The sequence below is a fragment of the Streptomyces sp. TLI_171 genome, assembly GCF_003610255.1.
Taxonomy (GTDB): domain Bacteria; phylum Actinomycetota; class Actinomycetes; order Streptomycetales; family Streptomycetaceae; genus Kitasatospora.
On sequence record NZ_RAPS01000001.1, the window covers coordinates 2,534,077 to 2,555,710 of the forward strand.

Annotated in this window: 22 protein-coding genes; 2 read left to right on the forward strand and 20 right to left on the reverse strand. The window is 72.8% G+C overall.

Annotated elements, in window-relative coordinates; translation table 11 throughout:
* Positions 1-177 precede the first annotated feature (177 nt).
* Positions 178-1,962 carry a 2-isopropylmalate synthase gene (leuA, locus tag BX266_RS11500; protein WP_099899073.1) on the reverse strand — a complete coding sequence of 595 codons (1,785 nt, stop codon included), beginning with the start codon at positions 1,960-1,962 and terminating at the stop codon, positions 178-180.
* A 330-nt stretch (positions 1,963-2,292) separates the two neighbouring features.
* Between leuA and BX266_RS11505 the strand changes: the two genes are divergently transcribed.
* Complete coding sequence (locus tag BX266_RS11505; protein WP_099899075.1) at positions 2,293-2,559, forward strand: protealysin inhibitor emfourin; 267 nt, start codon at positions 2,293-2,295, stop codon at positions 2,557-2,559.
* A gap of 41 nt (positions 2,560-2,600) precedes the next feature.
* Here the strand turns inward: BX266_RS11505 and BX266_RS11510 are convergent, their stop codons facing one another.
* The 19 genes from BX266_RS11510 to hrcA all read right to left on the reverse strand — a co-directional run bounded on the left by BX266_RS11510 (position 2,601) and on the right by hrcA (position 20,366).
* Positions 2,601-3,179 (reverse strand): hypothetical protein, encoded by a 579-nt coding sequence (locus BX266_RS11510; RefSeq protein ID WP_099899077.1) that lies wholly within the window; start codon positions 3,177-3,179, stop codon positions 2,601-2,603.
* A 38-nt stretch (positions 3,180-3,217) separates the two neighbouring features.
* On the reverse strand, positions 3,218-4,450 hold the full coding sequence (locus BX266_RS11515) for a hypothetical protein (protein ID WP_099899079.1): 1,233 nt from the start codon (positions 4,448-4,450) through the stop codon (positions 3,218-3,220).
* The gene (locus tag BX266_RS11520) at positions 4,447-4,878 is read right to left on the reverse strand and encodes a DUF1508 domain-containing protein (RefSeq protein ID WP_099899081.1); all 432 of its coding nucleotides are present in this window, start codon (positions 4,876-4,878) and stop codon (positions 4,447-4,449) included. Before BX266_RS11520 ends, BX266_RS11515 begins: the two co-directional genes overlap by 4 nt.
* 289 nt (positions 4,879-5,167) lie before the next feature.
* On the reverse strand, positions 5,168-5,881 hold the full coding sequence (locus BX266_RS11525) for an alpha/beta fold hydrolase (RefSeq protein WP_099899083.1): 714 nt from the start codon (positions 5,879-5,881) through the stop codon (positions 5,168-5,170).
* Positions 5,882-5,911: 30 nt separating this feature from the next.
* Positions 5,912-6,844 carry a GTPase Era gene (gene era, locus BX266_RS11530; RefSeq protein WP_099899085.1) on the reverse strand — a complete coding sequence of 311 codons (933 nt, stop codon included), beginning with the start codon at positions 6,842-6,844 and terminating at the stop codon, positions 5,912-5,914.
* Positions 6,845-6,915: 71 nt separating this feature from the next.
* Positions 6,916-7,077 (reverse strand): hypothetical protein, encoded by a 162-nt coding sequence (locus tag BX266_RS38525; protein ID WP_180290459.1) that lies wholly within the window; start codon positions 7,075-7,077, stop codon positions 6,916-6,918.
* 72 nt (positions 7,078-7,149) lie between these two features.
* Complete coding sequence (locus BX266_RS11535) at positions 7,150-7,503, reverse strand: cytidine deaminase (protein ID WP_099907707.1); 354 nt, start codon at positions 7,501-7,503, stop codon at positions 7,150-7,152.
* Between the two features lie 38 nt (positions 7,504-7,541).
* Positions 7,542-8,531 (reverse strand): aldo/keto reductase, encoded by a 990-nt coding sequence (locus BX266_RS11540; protein WP_099899087.1) that lies wholly within the window; start codon positions 8,529-8,531, stop codon positions 7,542-7,544.
* A gap of 85 nt (positions 8,532-8,616) precedes the next feature.
* Complete coding sequence (locus BX266_RS11545; RefSeq protein WP_099899089.1) at positions 8,617-9,156, reverse strand: DUF4383 domain-containing protein; 540 nt, start codon at positions 9,154-9,156, stop codon at positions 8,617-8,619.
* Positions 9,156-9,395, reverse strand: coding sequence for a hypothetical protein (locus BX266_RS11550; RefSeq protein ID WP_099899091.1), 240 nt, complete (start codon positions 9,393-9,395; stop codon positions 9,156-9,158). The genes BX266_RS11545 and BX266_RS11550 overlap by 1 nt, the downstream gene beginning before the upstream one ends.
* 115 nt (positions 9,396-9,510) lie before the next feature.
* Positions 9,511-10,839, reverse strand: coding sequence for a hemolysin family protein (locus BX266_RS11555; protein WP_180290460.1), 1,329 nt, complete (start codon positions 10,837-10,839; stop codon positions 9,511-9,513).
* 13 nt (positions 10,840-10,852) lie between these two features.
* The gene (gene ybeY / locus BX266_RS11560) at positions 10,853-11,347 is read right to left on the reverse strand and encodes an rRNA maturation RNase YbeY (protein WP_099899093.1); all 495 of its coding nucleotides are present in this window, start codon (positions 11,345-11,347) and stop codon (positions 10,853-10,855) included.
* A 14-nt stretch (positions 11,348-11,361) separates the two neighbouring features.
* Positions 11,362-12,465 carry a PhoH family protein gene (locus BX266_RS11565; RefSeq protein ID WP_099899095.1) on the reverse strand — a complete coding sequence of 368 codons (1,104 nt, stop codon included), beginning with the start codon at positions 12,463-12,465 and terminating at the stop codon, positions 11,362-11,364.
* A gap of 198 nt (positions 12,466-12,663) precedes the next feature.
* Positions 12,664-13,581, reverse strand: coding sequence for a ribonuclease Z (locus BX266_RS11570; RefSeq protein WP_099899097.1), 918 nt, complete (start codon positions 13,579-13,581; stop codon positions 12,664-12,666).
* A 3-nt stretch (positions 13,582-13,584) separates the two neighbouring features.
* Entirely contained in the window at positions 13,585-13,938 is a 354-nt protein-coding gene (locus tag BX266_RS11575; protein WP_099899099.1) for a histidine triad nucleotide-binding protein, read from the reverse strand.
* Positions 13,939-13,996: 58 nt separating this feature from the next.
* On the reverse strand, positions 13,997-17,206 hold the full coding sequence (locus BX266_RS11580; RefSeq protein ID WP_099899101.1) for a S41 family peptidase: 3,210 nt from the start codon (positions 17,204-17,206) through the stop codon (positions 13,997-13,999).
* Positions 17,207-17,298: 92 nt separating this feature from the next.
* On the reverse strand, positions 17,299-18,042 hold the full coding sequence (locus BX266_RS11585) for a 16S rRNA (uracil(1498)-N(3))-methyltransferase (protein ID WP_099899103.1): 744 nt from the start codon (positions 18,040-18,042) through the stop codon (positions 17,299-17,301).
* 99 nt (positions 18,043-18,141) lie between these two features.
* Positions 18,142-19,281, reverse strand: a complete 1,140-nt coding sequence (dnaJ, locus tag BX266_RS11590) for a molecular chaperone DnaJ (RefSeq protein ID WP_099899105.1) — start codon at positions 19,279-19,281, stop codon at positions 18,142-18,144.
* Between the two features lie 71 nt (positions 19,282-19,352).
* Positions 19,353-20,366, reverse strand: coding sequence for a heat-inducible transcriptional repressor HrcA (gene hrcA / locus BX266_RS11595; RefSeq protein WP_099907710.1), 1,014 nt, complete (start codon positions 20,364-20,366; stop codon positions 19,353-19,355).
* Between the two features lie 319 nt (positions 20,367-20,685).
* Here hrcA and htpX point away from each other — a divergent pair, with 319 nt between their 5' ends.
* Positions 20,686-21,609: a zinc metalloprotease HtpX gene (gene htpX, locus BX266_RS11600; protein WP_099899107.1), complete on the forward strand. Its 924-nt coding sequence runs from the start codon at positions 20,686-20,688 to the stop codon at positions 21,607-21,609.
* Positions 21,610-21,634 lie beyond the last annotated feature (25 nt).

Below are 21,634 nucleotides of genomic sequence, written 5' to 3' on the forward strand. Positions count from 1 at the left end.
TCACGCGACCGGACGCCGAAGTCGTCCCACCGACCGCGGTTCCGGTCCGTCGATGTTGCCACGGTTACCGGCTCGTGTCAGCACCCCGAACGGGTGCCGGAGCGAAAATTTGTGACGGGGGCCACACGCGGAGGGGACCCGCCGCGCAGTGGGTCCCCTCGGTGCTTCCGGGTGGTGTCAGCCGCGCTGCGAGGCCCGGTTGACGGCGCTGACCAGGGCCTTCAGCGAGGCCAGCACGGTGTTGGAGTCGATGCCGACGCCCCACAGCACCTTGTCGCCGACGGCGCACTCGACGTACGCGGCGGCCTGCGCGTCACCGCCCTCGCTCAGCGCGTGCTCGGCGTAGTCCAGGACGCGGATGTCCACGCCGATCGAGGCCAGCGCGTTGACGAAGGCGGAGACCGGGCCGTTGCCGGTGCCGGTCAGGGTGACGGGGGCGCCGTCGACGACCGCCTCGGTGGTCAGCGCGTCGCGGCCGTCCTCGGTGGTCAGGCTGCGGGAGCCGCTCAGCGAGATCCGGCCCCACGGGTTGGCCGGCACGGGCAGGTACTCGTCCTGGAAGACCGCCCAGATGTCGCCGGGGGTGACCTCGCCGCCCTCGGCGTCGGTCTTGGCCTGGATGATCTTCGAGAACTCGATCTGCATCCGGCGCGGCAGGTCCAGCTTGTGGTCGTTCTTCAGCACGTACGCGATGCCGCCCTTGCCGGACTGGCTGTTGACCCGGATGACCGCCTCGTAGCTGCGGCCGACGTCCTTGGGGTCGATCGGCAGGTAGGGCACGCCCCAGGTGTGCTCGCCGACCGGGACGCCCGCGGCGGCGGCGTCCGCCTCCAGGGCGTCGAAGCCCTTCTTGATGGCGTCCTGGTGCGAGCCGGAGAAGGAGGTGAAGACCAGGTCGCCGGCGTAGGGGTGGCGCTCGGCCACCGGCATCTGGTTGCAGTACTCGGCGGTGCGGCGGATCTCGTCGATGTCGGAGAAGTCGATCATCGGGTCGACGCCCTGGGAGAACAGGTTCATCCCGACGTTGACCAGGTCCAGGTTGCCGGTGCGCTCGCCCTGGCCGAACAGGCAGCCCTCGACGCGGTCGGCGCCGGCCATCACGGCCAGTTCGGCGGAGGCGACGCCGGTGCCGCGGTCGTTGTGCGGGTGGGTGGACAGGCAGACGAACTGGCGGCGCGTCAGGTTGCGCGACATCCACTCGATCTTGTCGGCGTAGACGTTGGGGGTGGACCGCTCGACGGTGGTCGGCAGGTTCAGGATGATCTCGCGGCCCTCGCCGGGCTGCCAGACGTCCATCACCCCTTCGCAGACCTCCAGGGCGAAGTCCAGCTCGGTGTCGATGAAGATCTCCGGCGAGTACTCGTAGCCGAAGACGGTGTCGTCGCCCAGGATCTTCTCGGCGTACTCCATCACCAGTCGGGTGCCGTCCACCGCGATGGCCTTGATCTCGTCCTTGCCGGCCTTGAACACCACTCGGCGGAACAGCGGCGAGGTGGCGTTGTACAGGTGGACGGTGGCCCGGGGCGCGCCGCGCAGCGACTCGACGGTGCGCTCGATCAGGTCCTCGCGGGCCTGGGTCAGCACCGAGATGGTCACGTCCTCGGGGATCGCGCCCTCTTCGATCAGCGAGCGGACGAAGTTGAAGTCGGTGGCGCCGGAGGAGGGGAAGCCGACCTCGATCTCCTTGTAGCCCATCTTCACCAGCAGGTCGAACATCTTGCGCTTGCGGGCCGGCGACATCGGGTCGATCAGTGCCTGGTTGCCGTCGCGCAGGTCGGTGGACAGCCAGCGCGGGGCCTGGGTGATCACCTTGCTGGGCCAGGTGCGGTCCGGCAGGTCCACGGTGCCGAACGGTACGTAGCGCTGGAAGGGCATCCCCGAGGGCTTCTGCTGCACGGTGGCGGCGGTGATCGGGGTGGGGCGGTCGACGAACGCGCGGGCGACGGAGGACTGTTCGGTCATGGTGAGGCTCTCGGCTTCCGTTGTCGAAGGCGGTCTGCGGTCGGGGGAGGAGAAACACCCGAACTCGGCCGACTGAGTGCGCCGCATCAGATCACGCTGGGCGCAACACGACTCCCCGCGGCGAGGGGGCCGGCCTTCACTGGACTACAGGCCCTCGCCGCGGCAGCTAAGAAGAAGCAGCCGGATACGCATGATGTCGCCAACTGTAACAAGGTCGGCCGGGCGCACGCAGTGAGCACCGCCACGATCCCACCCTGTGAGACGGAGCGGGCACGGGGAGTTGGTGAAAAGCCTCGGCAAAGCCCTTCGCTGCGTAGCAGACTGACAACCATGCGCATCCAGGTCACCCGCACCGGCGGGTTCGCCGGCCTGCTCCGTTATGCCGAGATGGACACCGCGGAGCGCCCGGACGCCCCGCACGTGCACGCCCTGGCCCGGGAGGCGATGGCCGGCGGGCTCCGTGCGCCCGCGTACGGGGTGCCGGACGGCTTCCACTACGAGATCACCGTGGACGGCCGCACCGTGCACTGCGCCGACCCGAAGCTCACCGACTCGCAGCGCGAACTGGTCAGCCTGGTGCTCCGCGAAGGCGCCTGACGCCGCCACCCCGCGTGCGGTGGCGGGCGTCGACGCGTGGGTCAGCGGCCGCGCGCGTCGCACCGGACGAAGTCGTTGCCGCGCGGCCCGGCGTGGGTGAACAGGGACTGCCCGACCACCGCGTCCGGCGCGCCGACCAGCGCGCACAGCCGCCGCATCAGCGACTTGGTGCTCGGCCGGGTGCCGTCCGGCCGCGGGTCGTTGCGGCTCGCGGCGAGCGCGGTCGGCTCGCCGAGCTGCATCTTCCCGGCGATCTTCGTGCAGTACGCGTCCCAGCCGGCCCGGTGCTCGGCGGCCTCGGCCGGGTCCGCGGGCGGCGTCCAGTCGGCGGCCCAGCCGATCTGGTCGAAGTTGCCGTCCGGGCGGATCGCCGTGACGCACAGGCCGCCCTCGTGCTCCTCCAGCAGCCAGACCGGGGTCTTGGCGTCGACCGCCAGGTCCCAGGGGGCGTTGCGCCGGCGGCCGGCCGAGATCCGGCCGAAGCGCGGCTTGGGCGGGTCGAACAGCAGCGAGCTGCCGGTGTCGCCCCGGTACAGGTAGCCGCCGAGCCTGCCCGCCCCGACGGCGGCGAGCACCGCGTCGGCGGGGGCGGGGGTGAGGGCGGCGTAGGTCTGCAACACGGTGGTGGCCGTTCTGGGGAGGGGGTGCCGGCGCCGGGTCAGGCGTCGACGGTGCGGAAGCCGGAGGAGGTGTAACGCAGGCGCTCGGGGACGGCGGAGTCGATCAGCCGGACGGCGGCGCCGATCTCCCTGTACAGCTCGGACATCACCGGGATGAAGCAGGTGGAGCGGCCGTAGACCAACCGGCCGGGGCCGTGCATCTCGACGGCGACCACCTCCTCGAACGGGATGTGGTGGGTCGTGCCGCCGGGGCCGGTGGCCCACAGGCCGCGGTCGGTGGCGGTGAGCCGGGCGCGGCGGGCCTCGCCGGAGAGCAGCCGGGCGGCCAGCGAGGGCCGGAACACCCGGCCGTCGGCGGGGGCCCGGTCGCCGGTGCAGTGGAACCGCGGCAGCGGGCGGCCGTCCGCGGTGCCCAGGTTGTGCCCGCCTCCGCAGGGGGTGACCAGCAGGGCGGTGGCCAGGGCGGCGGAGAAGGCGTCCCGGGCCTGCCCGGGGGTGACGGCGGCGAGTGCGGCGAGGCGCTCGTCGGGCTGCTGGTAGCGGCCGCCGAGCAGCAGGTCGCCCGCGGCCTCGCCGAGTTCGTACGGCACCGACCGCGGGTCGAGCTTCACCTCGCGGACGCCGGCCAGCTCCTCGGCGAGCTCCTCGGCGGTCATGCCGTCCCGGGCGAGCCGGAGCGCCTCGGTCCAGAGCAGTTCGGTGACCCGCTGCTCCTCGCCGTCACGGGCGTCGAGCAGCACGGTGCGCTCGCCGTGGCCGGGGCCGGCCCAGGCGGCGGCGCAGGCCACGTCTGAGCTGGCCAGCCAGCGGGCGATGCCGGTCATCTTGTACTGCAGCAGCACGAAGCCCCACACGCCGTAGACCACGCTGGGCACCGCGGCCATCAGGTCGACCAGGCCGACCAGGGTGCGCTTGAGCTTCCGCGGCGCGTACTCGCTGATGTACAGCGCGCTGCCGAGGGCCAGCGGCAGTGCCAGGCTGACCGCGACGCCGCCGATCAGCACGGTGCCGATCAGCACCGCGGCGATGCCGAACTGGCCGTGCCCGCCGTCCGGGTTCCAGTTCTCCACGGTCAGGAAGGACCAGCCGGCGGTGCGCAGCGCCCGGGTCGCCCGGAGCGCCAGGTAGCCGCCGACCCCGAGCATCACCACCAGGACGAACGCACCGCTGATCCGGGCCCAGCCCAGGAAGACCAGGTCGGCGAGGTCGGGCCGGGCGGAGGTGCGGATCCGGCGCTCCTCGACGGCCGGCTTCTCCAGCAGGTCGCTCATGCGCCGCTCCCGCGCAGGGCCGGGCGGGCCGGCGTCCGGACCGGGCCGCCGGCCTGCCGGGGCAGGGCGACCGGCGGGCGGGGCGCGGGTTCGGCGGAGCGGGCGCCGGCCAGGAACAGGCCGAGGCTGTACTGGCACTCGCGCTGCCGCCGGTAGGCGCGCGTGGAACTCGCCACCGGCTCTCCGTCGATCTCCAGCCGCCAGCGCCACAGTTGGCCGTGCTCCACCCCGGCCACCGCCGGGCGGGCCCGGTCGAGGCCGAGCTGCAGGCGGCCGATCGCGGCGAGGCAGTCGGTGAGTTCGGCGAACCGCCGCTCGCTCTGCCCGAGGTGACGGTTGTTCGCTCCGAGGAGCCGCCAGACGATGCCGCCGGCGGCCAGGTCTGGCTGCGGCGGTCTACTGACGATGAGGAATCTCGGCTGTCCCATCCCGGTCTTCGCCTTCCGGAGCGTTGTTGGCCGGAAGAGACCGTCTCGGCTCCGGGGGGACGAGGCGATTCCGAGGCATGAACGCCGGACACGGGCGGAGTGAACGAGGGGTGCGCCCGACCTCCACAAGTCGTGCACCCGTCATGCGCTTCCGAAGGTTCTCAACTACCCTTCAGCAGAGCATCGTTGACGAACAACCTCGGCCCGCCGGGTGTTCCGCGGGCGACGTGGGCCGGCCCGGGTTCATGCGGAAGGCTTTACCCGGGCCCGGGAACCTTCCGCCGACCGCTCAGATCCACCCGTCCAGCGCGGCCAGGAAACCCGCCGGATCATCGCGGTGGAGGCAGTGCCCGGCGCCCCGCACGGTGCGCACCTCGAAGCCCCGGCGGCCCAGCTCGGCCGCCTCCGCGGGCGTCACCAGCAGGCTCGGGTCGGCCAGTTGGACCAGCGAGGGAACCGCCGGGGCTCCCGGCAGCACGGACAGCTCGGGGTGCGCCCACAGCCCGACCGCGGTGTCGCTGTCCCAGGCGGCGAGCGCGGCCAGCTCGGCGTCCACGTCCGCGGCGGGCCAGTCGGGGTGCATGGTGGTGATGAACTGCCTGGTGCCCAGCCGTTTGAAGGACACGAACGGCTCCGGCCCGACGCCCGGGCGGTCGTACACGAAGGCCGGGTCGCTGTAGACCGCGCGGACGGGTTTCAGCCATTCGACGGCCCGCCACAGCGCGAGCGCGCCCATCGAGTGGCCGATCGCCAGGTCCGCCCCGGCGGGCAGGGTGTCGGCGAGGTCCGCGGCGAACTGCTCGGGCCCGTACCGCTCGGCGGCGGTGGCGCCCTCGCCCCGCGGGGAGGCGCCGTGGCCCCGCAGGTCCACGGCGATCACCCGGTAGCCGCGCCCGGCGAGCGCGGGGCCGATCACCCGCCAGGTGCGGTGGTCGGCCTGGATGCCGTGGACCAGCAGGGCGGTCCGATCGCCCCCGCCCCACTCGTGGGTGTGCAGTCGCACCGACCGGCCCTCCCCGCGCTCGACGCTCCGTCAGAAGCCGAGCTTACGCAGCTGCTTCGGGTCGCGCTGCCAGTCCTTGGCCACCTTGACGTGAAGGTCCAGGTAGACCGGGGTGCCGAGCAGCGCCTCGATGTGCTTGCGGGCGGTGGTGCCGACGTGCTTGAGCCGGGCCCCCTTGGCGCCGATCACGATGGCCTTCTGGCTCTGCCGCTCGATGTACACGTTGGCGTGGATGTCCAGCAGCGGGCGGTCGGCGGGCCGGCCCTCGCGCGGGATCATCTCCTCGACCACCACGGCCAGCGAGTGCGGCAGTTCGTCGCGCACGCCCTCCAGCGCGGCCTCCCGGATCAGCTCGGCGACCATGATCTGCTCGGGCTCGTCGGTGAGGTCGCCGTCCGGGTACAGCGGCATGCCCTCGGGCAGCAGCTTGGTCAGCAGGTCCGCGACCAGCGTCACCTGGCTGTCGCCGACGGCCGACACCGGGATGATCTCGGCCCACTCGATGCCGAGCTCCTCGCCCAGCTGGTGGACGGCGATCAGCTGCTCGGCGAGCCGCTTGGAGTCCACCAGGTCGGTCTTGGTGACCAACGCCACCTTGGGGGTGGACTTCTTGATCTCGGCGAGCTCCTTGGCGATGAACTTGTCGCCGGGGCCGAGCTTCTGGTCGGCGGGCAGGCAGAAGCCGATCACGTCGACCTCGGCCCAGGTGGAGCGCACCAGGTCGTTCAGGCGCTCGCCGAGCAGGGTGCGGGGCTTGTGCAGCCCGGGGGTGTCCACCAGCACGAGCTGGGCGTCGGGGCGGTGCACGATGCCACGCACGGTGTGCCGGGTGGTCTGCGGACGGTCGGAGGTGATCGCGACCTTCGTCCCGACCAGGGCGTTGGTCAGGGTCGACTTGCCCGCGTTGGGACGGCCGACGAAACACGCGAACCCGGAGCGGTACGGGGAGGAAGGGGCATTCATGCCACCCATTGTCGCCGATCGGCGGGGCCGACCCGGTCATCGGGTGTTCAGCCGGCCTCCCCCGGGGTGTTTCAGCCGGCCTTCTTCCTGCCGCCGCCCATGATCCCGCCGACCAGGACCAGCGCCAGCAGGGTCAGGGTGCCGGCCAGCCACCACGGGGAGCCAGTCTCGTGCCAGCGGCCGAAGCCCATCACGCTGAGCAGCAGCCCGCAGAAGAACGCCGCGATCCCCATGTCCCCTCCCCCGCCGGGGCGACACCCCCGACCGATGCGATTATCGCACCCTGCGGGGGTGTCGCGGCGAGGTCAACGGGCCTCGACGCTCAGCTTCAACGCACCGTCAGGACCGGCCAGCAGCACCGGCGTTCCGGCCCCGCCGAGGTCCCGCACCGCGGCCAGGTCGGCCGCCGCGGGCCGGTCCGCCGCGGAGACCACCGCAGCCGCCTCCAGGCTCTTCGCGCCGCTGGCCACCGCCATCGCCACCGCCGTCTGCAGCGCGCTCAGCCGCAGCGACTCCAGCGCCACCGTCCCGGCCACGTAGGTGCGGCCGGTCTCGTCACGGACCGCCGCCCCCTCGGCCACGCCGTTGCGGGCGCGGGCCGAGCGGGCCAGCGTGATGATCTTCTTGTCCTCGGGGTCCAGCTCGGAAATCTCGGTCATGGCCCCGAGCATAGTTTTCACCGCCCGGTCGCCCGCGCTCAGCCCTTGAGCAGCGCGCCCTCGCCGGCCGGCTCGAACGCCGCCAGCGCCGCGTCGATCCGGGCCAGCACGTCGGCGTCCAGCACCACCTCGGCGGCGGCCAGGTTCTCCGCGATGTGCCCCGGCGTCCGGCTGCCCGGGATCGGCACCACGTGGTCGTCCTGGCGCAGCAGCCAGGCCAGCGCCAACTGGCCCGGGGTGATGCCCAGTTCGCCGGCGATCGCGCGCACCGGGGCGTACCGGTCGTTGTTCGCGGCCAGGTTCTCGGCGGAGAACCGGGAGTGGTGCTGGCGGAAGTCGCCGTCGCCGACCTGCTGCACGGTGCCGGTCAGGAAACCGCCGCCGAGCGGGCTCCAGGCCACCACCCCGATGCCCAGCTCGCGGGCGGCGGCCAGCAGCTCCGGGTCGATCGGCTGCCACATCGACCACTGGGTCTGCACCGCGGCCACCGGGTGCACGGCGTGCGCGGCGCGCAGCTGCGCGGCCGTCACGTTGGACACGCCCAGGTGCCGCACCAGCCCGTCCGAGATCAGCTCGGCGACCGCGCCGACGGTCTCCTCGAACGGCACCTGCGGATCCGGGAAGTGCGGGTAGTACAGGTCGATCACCTCGGCGCCGAGGTTGCGCAGCGACTGCTCGGCGTAGCCGCGCACGTACTTGGGCTCGCAGTTCACCGCCAGCTCGCCGAACGCGAAGTGCACCGGGAAGCGGTGCGCCTCGGCGCCCTCCGGGATCCGGAAGCCGAACTTGGTGGCCAGCACCACCTCGTCGCGGCGCCCGTGCACGGCCCGGCCGACCAGCTGTTCGTTGTGGCCGTCGGCGCCGTAGCCGTCCGCGGTGTCGATCAGGCGGGCCCCGGCGTCGATCGCGGCCCGCAGCGCGTCCTGCCCGCGCTGCTCGTCGATCTCGCCGTACATGCCCGGCGACAGCACCATCGCCCCGAACCCGATCGGCGAGCTGGCCAGCGCGCCGAGTGTGCGCTCGGTCATCGTCTCTCCCCCTTCAAGCAGCGGACGGCCCAACGGATCTGACGATCCGTCGGGCCTTGGTCGTACCCACTCTACGCCGGGATGATCAGTGCCCGGTGGGATTCGGCGGACCGGGGCGGAGCACCTTCACCAGCGCCGGCGGGCCGTCCGGCAGCTCGGCGTCGTGCTGGTGCCGCTGCTTCCAGTACGGGTTGTCCTGCGGCAGGTGGCTGCTGACCCGGCCGTACATGCCGAAGGTCAGGATCACGAAGCCGAACACGAAGCTGAAGATCACGTTGGAGATCTGGAAGGCGAGCCGGTTGGCGCTGGAGTCCAGCACCATCAGGCCGACGAAGCCGGCCAGCACGAACAGCACGCCCATCACCATGTTGACGTTGGAGGCGAGGTTGCCGCCGATCACGGCGCCCAGGATCAGGATCCCGCCGGCCACCAGGGACAGCACGCTCAGCGCGCCGTTGCTGGACAGGCCGATGACCTCCTTGCCCGAGGTGTCCAGGAACCCGGGGCTGGCGCCGGTCAGCCCGAGGATGCCGAACACCACCAGGAACACGCCGCCCAGGCCCGCGCCGAAGCGGTACACCATGCCCAGCCGGTGGTCGACCGGGAGTTCGTCCTGCAGTCTCATCAGGTCCTCCCCGCGTGTTCGTCGCGGAGGAACGGCGCCTCGTGGAGGTACAGCGACCCGCACTGCTGGCAGCAGCGCAGCCCCGTGCCCCAGGCCTCCTCCGGCCTGCTCTCGGCGTCCGAGACGATCTCGGCGCCGCACATGCCGTGCGAAGGGTCGGTGCCACGGACCACGTGCCACCTGGCCACCCCGCCGGCCGGCCCGGTCGGGCCGTATTCCGCGCGCAGTAGATGTGCCATGTCTTCCACGGTGCGCGCCCCCCGGGCGGCAAGGCAAACGGGCCCCGGGCCGAACCGTCCCAACCGGCGCGGCCGATTGGGACGGCCCGTCCAGGGGCCCGTCGAGGGGTGCTGCCTACGGCGCGGGCTCGTCCACCGGATCCTCGGCGTCCCGCTCGACCCGCACCGGGGCGGCCACCACGGTGCCGATCCGGTTGCGGCGGCCCGCCGAGCTCTCCGCGGTCAGGCTGATCGCGGCCAGCCCGCTGCCCTCCGGCACCGGCACCTCGCACGAGGAGCCGGGGATCGGCACCCGGCCGAGGCACTTGGCCAGCAGCCCGCCGACGGTCTCCACGTCCTCGTCGTCCAGCTCGATCCCGAACAGCTCGCCGAGGTCCTCCACGGTCAGCCGCGCGGTGATCCGGTAGCTGCCGTCCCCGAGGTCCTCGACCGGGGCGATCTCCCGGTCGTACTCGTCGGTGATCTCGCCGACGATCTCCTCCAGGATGTCCTCGATGGTGACCAGTCCGGCGGTCCCGCCGTACTCGTCGATCACGATCGCCACGTGCGAGCGCATCTGCTGCATCTCGCGCAGCAGGTCCGCGGCCGGCTTGGAGTCCGGCACGAACACCGCCGGGCGCATCACCGAGTCCACCTGCTCGGACTCCGAGTCCCGGTTGATGTGGGTGCGGCGCACCAGGTCCTTCAGGTAGACGATGCCGACCACGTCGTCCTCGTTGTCGCCGACCACTGGGATCCGCGAGAACCCGGACCGCAGCGCCAGGGTCAGGGTCTGACGGACCGTCTTGTGCCGCTCGATCATCACCAGGTCGGTGCGCGGCACCATCACCTCGCGCACGATGGTGTCGCCCAGCTCGAAGACCGAGTGCACCATCCGGCGCTCCTCGTCCTCGATCAGGTCGTCCTTCTCCGCCAGGTCCACCAGCGCGCGCAGCTCGGCCTCGGAGGCGAACGGCCCCTCCTTGTAGCCCTTGCCGGGCGTCAGCGCGTTGCCCAGCAGGATCAGCAGCTTCGGGATCGGCCCGAGGATCCGGGCCAGCGGCAGCAGCACGTAGGACGCCGCGGTGACGGTGCTCAGCGGGTGCTGGCGGCCGATCGTGCGCGGCGAGACCCCCACCGCCACGAAGGACACCAGCACCATCACGCCGAACGCCACCAGCACGGCCTGCCAGGTCTGCTGGAAGCTGCGCACGCACACCACGGTGACCAGCACCGCGGCCGCCATCTCGCTGGCCACCCGGATCAGCGTCGCCAGGTTCAGGTAGCGGATGCTGTCCGAGGCCAGGGTCAGCAGCCGGTCGGAGCCGCGCCGACCCGAACGGACCGCCTCCTCGGCGCGGAACCGGGAGATCCGGGAGATCCCCGCCTCGGCGCACGCGGCCAGCCAGCCGAGCACCACCAGCAGCAGAGCACCGATCAGGAAGCTCGTACTCTCACCACTCACAGACGGCCGGCCCTCAGTGGACGGTCGGCGCGGGCGACAGGCCGGTCAGGCCGCGGCCCGCCCGCCAGTCGTCCAGGATCCGCTTCTGCAGCGCGAACATCTCGCGCTCCTCGTCGGGCTCCTCGTGGTCGTAGCCGAGCACGTGCAGCACCCCGTGGACGGTGAGCAGCTGCAGCTCCTCGTCCATCGAGTGCCCGGTCGGGGCGGCCAGGCCCTGCTGCTTCGCCACCTCGGGGCAGAGCACGATGTCGCCGAGCAGGCCCTCCGGCAGGTCCTCGCCCTCCTTGCCGGGGCGCAGCTCGTCCATCGGGAAGGACATCACGTCGGTCGGACCGGGCAGGTCCATCCACTGGACGTGCAGCTCCGCCATCGACTCGCTGTCGTAGAGGATCACGGAGAGCTCGGACTGCGGGTGAATCCGCATCTTGTCGAGGGCGTAGCGGGCGACGTCGAGGATGGACTCCTCGTCGACGTCCCACCCGGACTCGTTGGCGATGTCGATCGACATGGAGGGCTCAGTACTCAGCTTTCGGTGCGATGGGACTGCCGGGGCGCCCGGGCGCCCCGCCGTTGGACGGGTTTGCGGTCGCCGGACTCCTCGGCCTCCTGCCGGGCGTCCCAGCGTTCGTACGCATCAACGATGCGGCCGACCAGCTTGTGCCGCACCACGTCGGTGCTGGTCAGCACCGAGAAGTGGATGTCGGGCACGTCGGCCAGGATCTCCTGGACCACCTTCAGACCGGACCGGGTGCCGTTCGGCAGGTCGATCTGGCTGGTGTCACCGGTGACCACCACCCGGGAGTTGAAACCGAGGCGGGTCAGGAACATCTTCATCTGCTCGGGCGAGGTGTTCTGCGCCTCGTCCAGGATGATGAAGGCGTCGTTCAGGGTACGGCCGCGCATGTACGCCAGCGGAGCGACCTCGATGGTGCCCGCCGCCATCAGCCGCGGGATCGAGTCCGGGTCCATCATGTCGTGCAGCGCGTCGTACAGCGGGCGCAGGTACGGGTCGATCTTCTCGTACAGGGTGCCGGGCAGGAAGCCCAGCCGCTCCCCCGCCTCGACGGCCGGCCGGGTCAGGATGATCCGGTTGACCTCCTTGGCCTGCAGCGCCTGCACGGCCTTGGCCATCGCCAGGTAGGTCTTGCCGGTGCCGGCCGGGCCCAGGCCGAAGACGATGGTGTGCTTGTCGATCGCGTCGACGTACCGCTGCTGGTTCAGCGTCTTGGGGCGGATGGTGCGGCCCCGGTTGGACAGGATGTTCGCCGTGAACACCTCGGACGGGGCCGGGTGGGCCGGGTCCTCGGCGGCGCTCCTGAGCATGGTGATGGAGCGCTCCACGGCGTCCTCCGTCAGGGGTTGGCCGGTGCGCAGCACCAGCATCATCTCGGTGAAGAGCTGCTTGACGAGCGCGACGTCGGCCGGGGAGCCGGTGGCCGTCACCTCGTTTCCGCGGACGTGGATGTCGGCGTCCGGGAAGCCGTCCTCGATCACTCGCAGGAGCGAGTCGGCCGCACCCAGCAGGGTGACCATCGGGTGCTTCTCCGGAATGACGATCCGGGTGCTGGCGGGCGCCGCGTCGGGGCGCCGCTGTCCGTCGGTGCGGGTCTGCGGTGTGTCAGTCATGGGTCGGCGCTGCGGCCTCTCTCATCCCAATCCGTCGTGTCGGGTGGCTCGGGCTCTCCGGGTCACCAGGGTACGCCGCGCAGGTGTTCGCCGGAGCGGCGCGGCGGCTTCGATGGTGGGGGCTCCCGCCCGGATGCGCGAACGGTTTTCCGGCCGCCCCCACGGGTTCCGCGGCCGGCGGCGCGGCGGGCCCTGTGCTCAACGGCGCGGCGGGACGGGGACCCTGGCCAGGTCCTCGGCGACCACGATCTCGCCGTCGAAGTACTTCTCCGCCTCCGCACGGTGACCGGACAGCTCCGGGTAGCGCTGCGAGAAGTGCGTCAGCACCAGGCGCCGCACCCCCGCCTCGGCGGCCACCCGGGCGGCCTGCCCGGCCGTCAGGTGGCCGTGCTCCTCGGCGAGCTGCCCGTCCGCCTCCAGGAAGGTCGCCTCGATCACCAGCAGGTCGGCGCCCTCGGCGAGTTCGGCCACCCCGTCGCACAGCCGGGTGTCCATCACGAACGCGAACCGCTGGCCCGGGCGGCGCTCGCCGACCTCCGCCAGCGTCACCGTCCGCCCGTCCACCTCGATCCGGCCGTCCCGCTGCAGCTGCCCCACCGCCGGGCCGCTCACCCCCAGCTCGCGCAGCCGCTCGGGCCGCAGCCGGAAGCCGTCCGGCTCGGTCAGCCGGTAGCCGAACGACTCCACCGGGTGCGAGAGCCGCACCGCGGCCAGCTCGAACGGGGCGCCCGGCGCCGCCAGCGGCCCGGACCCGGCGACCGGGCGCTCCCTGATCTCGGCGCCGCCCTGGTACGCGCTGGCGTACCGCAACCGGTCGAAGAACTCCTTCCCCGACGCCGGGTAGTACGCGTCCACCGGGTGCGGCACCCGGTCCAGGTTGATCCGCTGCACCACGCCCGGCAGGCCCAGGCAGTGGTCCCCGTGGAAGTGCGAGACCGCGATCCTGGTGATCCCGGTGGCGCTCACCCCGGCGTGCAGCATCTGCCGCTGGGTGCCCTCCCCCGGGTCGAACAGCAGCCCCTCGCCGTCCCAGCGCAACAGGTACCCGTTGTGGTTCCGGTGCCGGGTCGGCACCTGGCTGGCCGTGCCGAGGACGACGAGTTCACGCTGCGACAACGCTCAGACCAGCCCCTCGGTCAGCTTCCGCCCGCCCAGCAGGTGCACGTGCGCGTGGAAGACGGTCTGCCCGGCCTCCGCACCCGTGTTGAAGATCAGCCGGTACGACTCCAGCCCCTCGCCGCGCGCCGCCTCGCCCGCCTCGACGAGCAGCTCGGCCGCGATGCCCGGCTCCGCCGCGGCCAGCTCCGCCGCGTTCGCGTGGTGCACGTGCGGGATCACCAGCAGGTGGGTGGGCGCCTGCGGGTTGATGTCCCGGAAGGTCAGCGTCCGCTCGCTCCTGCGCACCACCGTCGCCGGGATCTCCCCCGCCACGATCTTGCAGAACACACAGTCCGCCTGCGGCTCGCCGGCCATCTCCCGCACTCCTTCTGAACACCCGTCACTGGTGCAACGACCTTACAGGGGCCTCGCCTCACCCGAGGGTCGGCGGGGTCCTGGCCGGGGTGCGCTCCAGTGACTCCAGGGCGAGCCGGACGGCGGTCTCCAGCTGGGGGTCGCGGCCGGCCGCCCAGTCGTGCGGGGCGATCGGCACCTCGACGTCGGGGGTGACGCCGTGGTTCTCCACGTTCCAGCCGTAACCCTCCAGCCAGAAGGCGTACTTGGGCTGGGTGACGGCGGTGCCGTCGACCAGCGCGTACTTGCTGTCGATGCCGATCACGCCGCCCCAGGTGCGGGTGCCGACCACGGGGCCGATGCCGAGGGCCTGGATCGCGGCGTTGACGATGTCGCCGTCGGAGCCCGACGCCTCGTTGGCCAGCGCGACCACCGGGCCGCGCGGCGCGTCGGCGGGGTACGGCTCGGCGCGGTCGAGGTCGCGGCCGCGGTCCCAGCCGACGATCCGGCGGGCCAGCTTCTCGACGATCAGCTGCGAGGTGTGGCCGCCGCGGTTCTCCCGCAGGTCGACGACCACGCCCTCGCGGGCCATCTCGACCCGCAGGTCGCGGTGCAGCTGGGCCCAGCCGGCGCTCTGCATGTCGGGGACGTGCAGGTAGCCGAGCCGCCCGCCGGACAGCTCGCGGACGGCGGCCCGCCGCCCGGCCACCCAGTCGTGGTAGCGCAGCGCCTCCTCGTCGTCCAGCGGCACCACCACGGGGTGGCGCTCGCCGCCGTCCTTGCCGCCGACGGTCAGCTCCACCGGCTGGTCCGCGGTGCCCGCCAGCAGCGGGGCCGGGCCGGTGACCCGGTCCACCGGGCGGCCGTTGACGGCCAGGATCGCGTCCCCGGGCCGGATCGCCACGCCCGGCGCGGCCAGCGGCGAGCGGGCCCGCGGGTCGGAGGACTCGCCGGGCAGCACCCGCGCCACCCGCCACACCTCGCCGTCCCGCACCAGGTCGGCGCCGAGCAGGCCCTGCCGCCGGGCCGACTCGGTGCCCCGGCCGGGCGGGATCACGTACGCGTGCGAGGTGCCGAGCTCGCCGACCGTCTCCCACAGCAGGTCGACCAGGTCGGAGTGGCAGCCGGCCCGGTCCACCAGCGGCCGGTAGCGCGCCAGGACGCCCGCCCAGTCGACGCCGCCGAGGTCCGCGCGCCAGAAGTTGTCGCGCATCAGCCGGCCGTTCTCGTCGAACATCTGCCGCCACTCGGCGGCCGGGTCGACCGTCACCCGGATCCGGTCCAGGTCGACGTCGGTGACCTCCTCGTCCCCGGCCCGCTGGTCGGCGGGGACGATCCGCAGGCTGCCGGCGTCCAGCACCGTCAGCCGGGCGCCGTCGCCGGACACCCCGAACGCGTCGACGCCGGTGAGCAGTTCCTCGACCCGGCGCTTCTTCAGGTCGTACCGCTCCAGCGAGGTCCGGTCCGGCTCGTCGTCCAACGAGGCCGCCGTGTCGCCGAGTTCACCGCTGAACGGGAGCCTGGTCCACAGCACGCCGTCCTTCGCCGCGCGCAGCGCCCCGAACCGGCCCGCCTCCACCGGGAACGGCACGATCCGGTCCGCCAGGCCCTCCAGGTCGACCCGGGTGGTCGGCGCCGCCTCGCGCTTCTCGGCGTCCCGGCCGTCCCCGGACTCCTCGTCCTCCCCGCCGACCGGCCGGCCCGCCCGCTGCGGCCCGAACGGGGACGGGGTGTCGGCCGCCAGCGTCACCAGGTACGGGCGGGTCGCCCCCGGGAACGACAGGTCGAAGGCGTGCTGGTCGTACACCGGGTCGAAGGTGCGCACCGACAGGAATGCCAGGTGCCGGCCGTCCGCGGTGAACGCCGGCGAATAGTCGTGGAACCGCTGCGGAGTGGCCTCGCTGACGGTCCGTGAGGTCAGGTCGGCCAGCATGATCTGGCGCAGCGACCACGGGCCGAACACCGGCTGCGACCAAGCCAGCCACGCCGAATCGGGGCTGAACACCAGCCCGCTGACCTCGCCGTCGCCACTGCGCGCCAGCTCGTTCACCGCGCCGTCGCTGAGCGCCACCAGCAGCACCCGGCCGTCGTGCGAGGCCACCGCCAGCTGCCGGCCGTCCGGCGACACCGCCAGCCCCCGCACCCGGCCCAACCGGCCGGACGCCAGCCGGCGCCGCTCCGCGCCGAGCACCGCCGGGGCGTACTCGATCGCGTCGTCGCCCTCCGCATCGCTCACCCACACCGCGCCCTGCGCGCCGTCCTCGCCCGGCACCACCCGCACCAGGCGGCTGCGCACCCCCGGCGTCTCGTCCAGCACCCGGGCCGGGCCGTCGCGGTGGGTCAGCCAGTGCACGGTGCCGCGGACCACCACGGCGGCCGCCCGCCCGGTCCGGTCGGCGACGGCCGTCTCCAGCTGCCCGGCGGCGGCCGTCGGGTGCGGCCGGCGCCTGGTCCGCGGGCCGGCCGACCGGATCTCCAGGCGGCGCGGCTCCGCACCCTCCAGGTCCTCCAGCAGCCACAGGTCGCCGGCGCTCTGCCAGATCACCCGGGTGCCGTCGGTGGACGCCTGCCGGGCGTAGAACTCCGCCCCCGCCGGCCCGTGCGCCCGCAGGTCGGCGCCGTCCGGGAGGCTGGAGTACAGCCGCCCCACCCCCTCGTGGTCGGACAGGAACGCCACCCGGTCCCCCACCCACATCGGGCTCTCCAGCTGCCCGTCCAGCTCGGCGTGCAGGCGCTCGAACTCCGCCCCGCCGATCCACAGCTTCCCGGCCCGGCCGCCCCGGTAGCGCTTCCAGTGCGCGGCCTCCCGGTTCGCCGTCCCCAGCACCACCCGCCCGCCCGTCGCCCCGTCCGGCACCGGCTCGAACGCCAGCGACCCGACCGGGCCGTAGGGCAACCGGGTCGGCTCCCCGCCGTCCAGCGGCACCGCGAACGCCCACGTCCGCCGCATCGTCTCCTGCCCGGCGGTGGTCACCGCGACCGGCGACCCGTCCGCGCTCCAGCCCACCACCGCGGTGAACGGGCTCCCCCAGTACGTCAGCCGGCGGGCCTGCCCGCCCTCGGTCGGCACCACGTGCACCTCCGGCGCGCCGTCCCGGGTCGACGTCCACGCCAGCAGCCGCCCGTCCGGCGAGAACCGCACCGCGCCCACCGGCACCTGATCCGCCGTCACCCGCCACGCCCGCCCACCCGCCACGGGCGCCAGCCAGACGTCGTCCTCAGCGACGAAGGCCACGAGGTCGCCATGCAGGTGGGGGTGGCGCAGGTAGCCGCGCGTCGATTCCGTCATCCTGCCACCCTAGGCGGGGACCCCGGCCGCGGAGCACGAAACGCGGCGGAGCGACCGACGGCGCGGAGAACCGCCCGACCGGTGGCGCGACATCAGCTCCAGCGGCCGGTGCGGCCGAGCAGCAGCGCGCCCGCGGCGACGCCCGCGGTGGAGGTGCGCAGGACGGACGGGCCGAGGCGGTAGGGGTGGGCGCCGGCTTCGGCGAAGGCGGCGATCTCGTCCGGGGAGACGCCGCCCTCGGGCCCGACGATCAGGACGATCTCACCGGCGGCGGGCAGCTGCGCGGTGGCGAGCGGCAGCGAGCCGTCCTCGTGGAGGACGGCGGCGAAGGAGGCGGCGGCGAGCAGCGGGAGCAGCTGACGGGTCGTCACCGGGTCGTGGACCTCGGGGAAGCGCAGCCGTCGGGACTGCTTGCCGGCTTCCTTCGCGGTGGCCCGCCACTTGGCGAGCGCCTTGGCGCCGCGCTCGCCCTTCCACTGGGTGATGCAGCGGGACGCCGCCCACGGGACGATCGCGTCGATGCCGGCCTCGGTCATGGTCTCGACGGCGAGTTCGCCGCGGTCGCCCTTGGGCAGGGCCTGGACGACGGTGATCCGCGGGGCGGGGTCGGGCTCCTCCCGGACGGTCGCGACCAGCACGTCCAGCGCGTCCTTGCCGTGCACGGCGGCGACGGTGCCGTCCGCACCGCGCCCGCGCCCGTCGGCGAGGGTCACGGCCTCGCCGGTTTCCAGGCGTTTGACGGCGACGGCGTGCCGGCCCTCGGGGCCGTCCAGGCGGAGGGTCGCGCCGGGGGCGACTCCCGTCAGGTCGTCGACGACGAACACCGGTGCGGTCATCGGAACAGGAACCCTCTCAGCGCGCGGAACGGAGGCGGAACGGTAAAGGACGCGGGCCGGAGGCGGAGAGGAACCCCGCCCCCGGCCCGGAAGACCGGCTCACCGACCGTTGAAGGCGTCCTTCAGCCGGGAGAACAGGCCCTGCTGCCCGGGCGCGAACTGGCCGGACGGACGCTCCTCGCCGCGCAGCACGGAGAGCCGCCGCAGCAGGTCCTCCTGCTCCGGGTCGAGCTTGGTGGGCGTCTGCACCTCGACGTGCACTATCAGGTCGCCCCGGCCGCCGCCCCGCAGGTGGGTGATGCCGCGGCCGTGCAGCGGGATCGACTGGCCGGACTGGGTGCCGGGCCGGATGTCGACCTCCTCCAGGCCGTCCAGGGTCTGCAGCGGCACCTGGGTGCCGAGCGCAGCGGCGGTCATCGGGATGGTGACCGTGCAGTGCAGGTCGTCGCCGCGCCGCTGGAAGACCTGGTGCGCGGTCTCGGCGATCTCCACGTACAGGTCGCCGGCGGGGCCGCCGCCGGGGCCGACCTCGCCCTCGCCGGCCAGCTGGATCCGGGTGCCGTTGTCGACACCGGCCGGGATCTTGACCGTCAGGGTGCGGCGGGCGCGGACCCGGCCGTCGCCGGCGCACTCGGGGCACGGGGTCGGGACGACGGTGCCGAAGCCCTGGCACTGCGGGCAGGGGCGGGAGGTCATGACCTGGCCCAGGAAGGACCGGGTGACCTGGGAGACCTCGCCCTTGCCGCGGCACATGTCGCAGGTCTGGGCGGAGGTCCCGGGGGCCGCGCCCTCGCCGTTGCAGGTGGTGCAGGTGACGGCGGTGTCGACCTGGAGTTCCTTGGTGGTGCCGAAGGCGGCCTCCTCCAGGGTGATCTCCAGCCGGATCATGGCGTCCTGGCCGCGGCGGGTGCGCGAACGCGGGCCGCGCTGGCCGGTCGCGGCGCCGAAGAAGGCGTCCATGATGTCGGAGAAGCCGAACCCGGCCGCGCCCGCGCCGAATCCGCCCGCGCCGCCGCCGTTCGGCGACAGCGGGTCGCCGCCGAGGTCGTAGACCTGACGCTTCTGCGGATCGGAGAGCACCTCGTAGGCGGCGTTGATCTCCTTGAACCGCTCCTGCGTCTTCGGGTCCGGGTTGACGTCCGGGTGCAGTTCACGCGCAAGGCGTCGGAACGCCTTCTTGATCTCGTCCTGCCCCGCGTCGCGTCGGACGCCGAGTACCGCGTAGTAGTCCGTGGCCACCAAATGCTCCGGTTTGTTCCGCCTCTAGAAGTGCTCTGCGATGGCTGCGTGAGTGTGTCACACAGGCGCTGCTATGACTCGGCCAGGATCTGGCCGACGTACCGTGCCACCGCTCGCACCGCCCCCATTGTGCCCGGGTAATCCATCCGGGTCGGACCGATCACACCCAGTTTTGCCACGCTCTGGTCGCCCGAACCGTAACCGACCGAGACCACCGACGTGGAATTCAGGCCCTCGTAGGCGATCTCGTGGCCGATCCGGACGGTCATCGCCGAGTCCGCCGTCTCGCCCAGCAGGCGCAGCAGCACCACCTGCTCCTCCAGCGCCTCCAGCACCGGCTGGATGGTCAGCGGGAAGTCGTGGCCGAAGCGGGTCAGGTTGGCGGTGCCCGCCAGCATGATCCGCTCCTCGTTCTGTTCGGCCAGCGCCTCGAACAGCACGCTCAGGACGGTGCTGACGGTGGACCGTTCGGCCGGGTCGAAACCGGCCGGCAGGTCCTCCAGCACGGTCGGCACCTCGGGCAGCCGGCAGCCGCCCGCCATGCCGTTGAGCTTGGCCCGCAGGTCTCCCAGCAGGGCCTCGCCGACCGGGCCCGGGCAGTCGACCATGCGCTGTTCGACCCGGCCGGTGTTGGTGATCAGCACCAGCATCAGCTTGGTCGGGGTGAGCGACACCAGCTCGATGTGCCGCACGGTGGAGCGGGTCAGCGACGGGTACTGGACCACCGCGACCTGCCGGGTCAGCTGCGCGAGCAGCCGCACCGTGCGGGCCACCACGTCGTCCAGGTCGACCGCGCCCTCCAGGAAGTGCCGGATCGCCCGGCGCTCCGGAGCGGTCATCGGCTTGACCTCGGCGAGGCGGTCGACGAACAGCCGGTAGCCCTTGTCGGTGGGGATCCGGCCCGCACTGGTGTGCGGCTGGTGGATGTACCCCTCCTCCTCCAGCGCGGACATGTCGTTGCGGACGGTGGCCGGGGAGACGCCCAGGTTGTGGCGCTCCACCAGCGCCTTGGAGCCGACCGGCTCCTCGGTGCCCACGTAGTCCTGCACGATCGCGCGGAGCACCGCCAACCGCCGCTCGTCCAGCGGGCGCACGGACGGGCGCGTGTCGATCTGGCGGCCGTCGGGCTTGCCGTCGTCGGGCACGGGCACACACCTCCGTCGTCGTCCGTTGAGCCGGTGTCTGGACCGACTCTGGCACTCAACTGGGCAGAGTGCCAGAACCGTACTTGCCAGTGTACGGCCCGGGCCTGACGGCAGGAACGGTCCTCCCGCGTGATCCTCGACCGAAAAGGCCCGCGCGGCCGGGGCGTGTCGCATTCCCACCGAATTCCCACCGTTTCGGATGGTGCCCGCGGCCCCGCCCGGTGGCAGCATCGAAGGCGAGGCAGAGGAGGATGCAGCGATGTCGGCATCACAGCGGCACTCCCGGTTCGCCCCCGACCGCGGGCTGACCGGCCGGATGGTCGTGACCATGTTCTTGATCGGCCTGCTGTACGTGGGCTTCACCGGCCTGCTGATCGTGCTGCTGCGCGGGGCCTGGCCGCTGATCGTGCTGATCTCCGGCGGCCTGTTCGTCGCGCAGTTCTGGTTCTCCGACAAGATCACCGAACGGGCGATGGGAGCGCACCAGGTCAGCCCCGAGCAGTACCCGGAGCTGCACGGCGCGGTCGACCGGCTGTGCGCGCTCGCCGACATGCCCAAGCCGCGGGTCGCCGTCGCCGACAACGACATGCCGAACGCCTTCGCCACCGGCCGCAACCCGCAGAACGCGGTGATCTGCGTGACCACCGGCCTGTTGCGCCGGCTGGCGCCGGAGGAGCTGGAGGGCGTCCTCGCGCACGAGCTGTCGCACGTCGCGCACCGGGACGTGGCGGTGATGACGGTCGCCGGGTTCCTCGGCGTGCTGGCCGGCGCGATGACCAGGGTCGCGCTGTACGGCGGGATGATGGGCGGCGGCAACCGGAACAGCAACGACTCCAACGCCGCCATCGCGATGATCCTGGTGCCACTGGCCTCGATGGTGGTGTACGCGATCAGCTTCCTGCTGACCAGGCTGCTGTCCCGGTACCGCGAGCTGGCCGCCGACCGGGCCGCCGCCCAGCTCACCGGCCGGCCCTCCGCGCTGGCCTCCGCCCTCACCAAGGTGACCGGGCAGATCGGCGCCATCCCGACCGAGGACCTGCGCAAGGCCCAGCCGTACAACGCCTTCTACTTCGCGCCGGCGCTGAGCGCCAAGGAGACCGCCTCGCAGTTGCTCTCCACCCACCCGTCGCTGGAGCAGCGGCTGGCGCAGCTGGCGAAGATCTCCGACCAGCTCGGGCACTGACCCTGCTCGACGACCTCGACGCCTC

Coding starts and splice junctions, on each gene's coding strand:
- leuA (WP_099899073.1), bottom strand. CDS start 1,962: ATGACCGAACAGTCCTCCGTCGCCCGCGCGTTCGTCGACCGCCCCACC.
- BX266_RS11505 (WP_099899075.1), top strand. CDS start 2,293: ATGCGCATCCAGGTCACCCGCACCGGCGGGTTCGCCGGCCTGCTCCGT.
- BX266_RS11515 (WP_099899079.1), bottom strand. CDS start 4,450: ATGAGCGACCTGCTGGAGAAGCCGGCCGTCGAGGAGCGCCGGATCCGC.
- BX266_RS11520 (WP_099899081.1), bottom strand. CDS start 4,878: ATGGGACAGCCGAGATTCCTCATCGTCAGTAGACCGCCGCAGCCAGAC.
- era (WP_099899085.1), bottom strand. CDS start 6,844: ATGAATGCCCCTTCCTCCCCGTACCGCTCCGGGTTCGCGTGTTTCGTC.
- BX266_RS38525 (WP_180290459.1), bottom strand. CDS start 7,077: ATGGGGATCGCGGCGTTCTTCTGCGGGCTGCTGCTCAGCGTGATGGGC.
- BX266_RS11535 (WP_099907707.1), bottom strand. CDS start 7,503: ATGACCGAGATTTCCGAGCTGGACCCCGAGGACAAGAAGATCATCACG.
- BX266_RS11540 (WP_099899087.1), bottom strand. CDS start 8,531: ATGACCGAGCGCACACTCGGCGCGCTGGCCAGCTCGCCGATCGGGTTC.
- BX266_RS11545 (WP_099899089.1), bottom strand. CDS start 9,156: ATGAGACTGCAGGACGAACTCCCGGTCGACCACCGGCTGGGCATGGTG.
- BX266_RS11550 (WP_099899091.1), bottom strand. CDS start 9,395: ATGGCACATCTACTGCGCGCGGAATACGGCCCGACCGGGCCGGCCGGC.
- ybeY (WP_099899093.1), bottom strand. CDS start 11,347: ATGTCGATCGACATCGCCAACGAGTCCGGGTGGGACGTCGACGAGGAG.
- BX266_RS11565 (WP_099899095.1), bottom strand. CDS start 12,465: ATGACTGACACACCGCAGACCCGCACCGACGGACAGCGGCGCCCCGAC.
- BX266_RS11575 (WP_099899099.1), bottom strand. CDS start 13,938: ATGGCCGGCGAGCCGCAGGCGGACTGTGTGTTCTGCAAGATCGTGGCG.
- BX266_RS11580 (WP_099899101.1), bottom strand. CDS start 17,206: ATGACGGAATCGACGCGCGGCTACCTGCGCCACCCCCACCTGCATGGC.
- BX266_RS11585 (WP_099899103.1), bottom strand. CDS start 18,042: ATGACCGCACCGGTGTTCGTCGTCGACGACCTGACGGGAGTCGCCCCC.
- htpX (WP_099899107.1), top strand. CDS start 20,686: ATGTCGGCATCACAGCGGCACTCCCGGTTCGCCCCCGACCGCGGGCTG.